The sequence below is a fragment of the Paenibacillus thiaminolyticus genome, assembly GCF_003591545.1.
Lineage (GTDB): Bacteria > Bacillota > Bacilli > Paenibacillales > Paenibacillaceae > Paenibacillus_B > Paenibacillus_B thiaminolyticus_A.
The window spans coordinates 1-2936 of sequence record NZ_QYZD01000085.1 but is presented as its reverse complement, the minus strand read 5'-3'; the positions used below and the strand labels follow the sequence as shown (position 1 = coordinate 2936).

Sequence of the window (2936 nt, the reverse complement as noted above, 5' to 3'; positions counted from 1 at the left end):
TGCCTGCATCATAGGCTCCAAGCGGATATTGTGACGTATACGGAACTTCCCCGGCTAACTCTACTTTCTGTTTCCCGATTTCATATTGGTAGATTTGCGAGACAACCTGATCCTCCTTGGACACAGCACAAAGCCAAAACATTTTACGTTTCCTTCTCATGTTATCCACATCTCCTATCCACGAATGATAAAAAAGGAGGGAGGCCCCTCCTTAAGCTATTTCCAATAATGATATCTTCCTGGGAAACTTGTATTTTTATCCTCTTTCTCGCCGAACTCTTCCAGTGTTGTCCGAAATACGTCCAGAACAGCATCGGGGAGAGTACCAATTTTTAAGGAATGTTCTAACTTATCATTGATTAGGAAGATAAGGAGCCCAAAACAGAAACCTGATAGATCGTAAACTTACGAGAGTTATTTTCGTAATTAACTTGCTGAATAACAGTTATGACTTCTTCTGGAGTTGAGATGGATTGGAAAGATCGATAAGAGCATGGTCGACTTGTTCATGCAATCTTTTGCTTTCTTTGTGGAGTACAAATCTTTTACCGAGTTGGCGGCTTTTTTTCTGCCATTTAGTACTCAACAGACCTGTTTCGAAGAGTATCTTTGCTTACCCCCTTCAGCTAAGGAATATTAAGTAGCACTTTGCGTAGGAGTTCATGAGGAGGGTGGTCATTTGATTTCAAGAGTGGATTGATACACCTTATTCATCCCTTGCCTTCTCGACCCGACGTTTGGCCGAAGAAATAGAAGCATCAATCAGAGAAATGACGAGAACAAATCCAATCTTAGAAAGAAATGAGAAATGAACCGAGGTCATCATTTCATCAATCGTATGAATAGCAGCAAAATCGAGTAAAATTCTTAAAATGAAGGCATGCCGCTTCTTAACGGTACGCCCGGTACTATGGTAATACCGAAACTTACAAAAGGTCACAGCAATATTGACAACAGCATCTGCAGCAAATGACAAACCAAAAAATATGAATATCGATGTCCATGATTCGTATTCGACCCCTAATATTTCGAAAAGGCCAATATTAAAAAAGAGGAAAAAACCAATTATTCCAATCAGTATAATAATCAGCAACACGCTTACAATAACGATGGGAATTATTTTTTCCATGACTACCTGATTTCTATTTGAATTTTGTTTTATGCAGTTGCAACCAAATAGTTAACACAGCTTGACTAAGAATGCCCGTTCTGTAGAGGGATGCTAGTACTAGATGTCAAGGCACACTTAATACCTTCATCCATCCTTTATTTCTACTTAGTGTTATCTGTTAGCGTGACGACTTTCAAGTTTATTTCATCATTTGATTGTTCTTGCCAAACCACATCATCATTGCGGATGTATGGCAACATTGCTTTTGTATGATTTAATTTCATTATCACTTTATTATTGATGTTATAGCTGAAAATATCGGATTTATTTTGCCATACAACGTGGTTCTTACCAATGCCATAAAAAAATATTTCCCCTTGGAAAATTAATTTATTACTCTCCTTATCGATATCTTGAATAAATAAGCGATTTCCTTCTTGCCAAGTTACATATTGATTATTTGCCTTCGGATAATTTGCTGGAGTGGCAGTAACAATACTTTTCACGACTTTATTTTCATTTATTGAGTAAAGTTTGATTTCCTTTTCATTATTCCATATCACATAATTATCGGTTACAAAAGGAAGAGCTTTGGGATAGTCTGTTGTTGCTATTCTTGAAATCTTCTCTTTACCCACTGAAGAAAGGTAAATTCCTTTTAAGTTATGACGGTGCTCATTCAACTCATTACTAGTCCATACCAGATAACCATTGTTAGAAAGTGATAAGCGTGGCAGTTCAGAACTTTCTCCGGACAAGTGATTTTGAGCTGCATCTATTTTTATTATTTTCCCGCTTGAAAAGGAGTATGCATAAATAACCCAGTCCTTGCCAAGCGGGTCATTCCAATCTGACCAACATATCCACTCATTATTTACTTGGGTTTCATCGGTCTGGCCACGTTGTTGAGAAGTTGCAATTTTCTTTATTGATTTATCCTCAATGTCGTACAGATAAATACCGTGTAATAAATGAATTGAGCCTTTATTTAATTCGTTATGATTACCTCCGGACCAAACGACCTTATTTTTATAAATATCTTGTTGTGCAACATTCGTATTTCCCGTTTTTATCCCAATGCTTCCTTTATCGAATTCAGTAATAATTTGATTGTTTTGTTGGGTTTCTTTGGATAGGTTATGTACATTCTGTTTTTCAGAAGTTTCAATTCCTGTACATCCGCAAAAAACAATAAACAGTGAGATTGTTAACAGAGAATAAACTATCCTCACGATTGATGTCCCCCTCTTTAAGGAATTAACCTGGAAAAATCATCTATCCCATACTATGGGCATGTTTATTTCAATTCTATTCTTCGCTTGCATTTGCAAATAAGAAGATGAAATAACGCCTTGATTATCAATAAAAGGCACCCTGGTGCTTTGCCTGAAAAACTTGAATCCTGCACAGGAAGTAGCCGCTGGCAGCATGAGATAACTATCCAGTTGCTAAATTGCAGCCGTGCACCAAAATTGCATGATAGATCGTAAACTTGCAGAGCGTTATCTAACTTTGCTGAATAACAGTAATCAGGACAATAAGCAGCAACACATTTACAATAACGACGGGAATTATTTCTTCCATGATTACTTTATTACTTTTCATTTTTCACCTCTAAATTATATGACTACGGCTAATAAATGAAGAAGCCAACTCCCTAAAGTTGGCTTCTTCCTGGCGGATCTTACTGTAAGATAGAAAAGCAGGACAAAGAGCCAATATATCATTTCTCGTTCCACCTTCGTACAGGCTGCGATAACATCGCTCGGTCTTGTTGATTACCGACATTATTCCCCCATGATCGTAAAGTTGTTAATGGCTCCAT

General features: G+C 37.2%; 2 protein-coding genes. Both read right to left on the bottom strand.

Annotated elements, in window-relative coordinates; translation table 11 throughout:
- Window positions 1-706: 706 nt before the first annotated feature.
- A complete protein-coding gene (locus DQX05_RS29975; protein ID WP_119796875.1) occupies window positions 707-1129 on the bottom strand; it encodes a YrvL family regulatory protein in 423 nt (140 codons plus the stop codon).
- Between the two features lie 143 nt (window positions 1130-1272).
- Window positions 1273-2343 carry a hypothetical protein gene (locus DQX05_RS29970; protein ID WP_119796874.1) on the bottom strand — a complete coding sequence of 357 codons (1071 nt, stop codon included), beginning with the start codon at window positions 2341-2343 and terminating at the stop codon, window positions 1273-1275.
- Window positions 2344-2936 lie beyond the last annotated feature (593 nt).

Excerpts from the sequence above, each read along its gene's own strand:
- DQX05_RS29975 (WP_119796875.1), bottom strand. The coding sequence starts at position 1,129 with ATGGAAAAAATAATTCCCATCGTTATTGTAAGCGTGTTGCTGATTATT.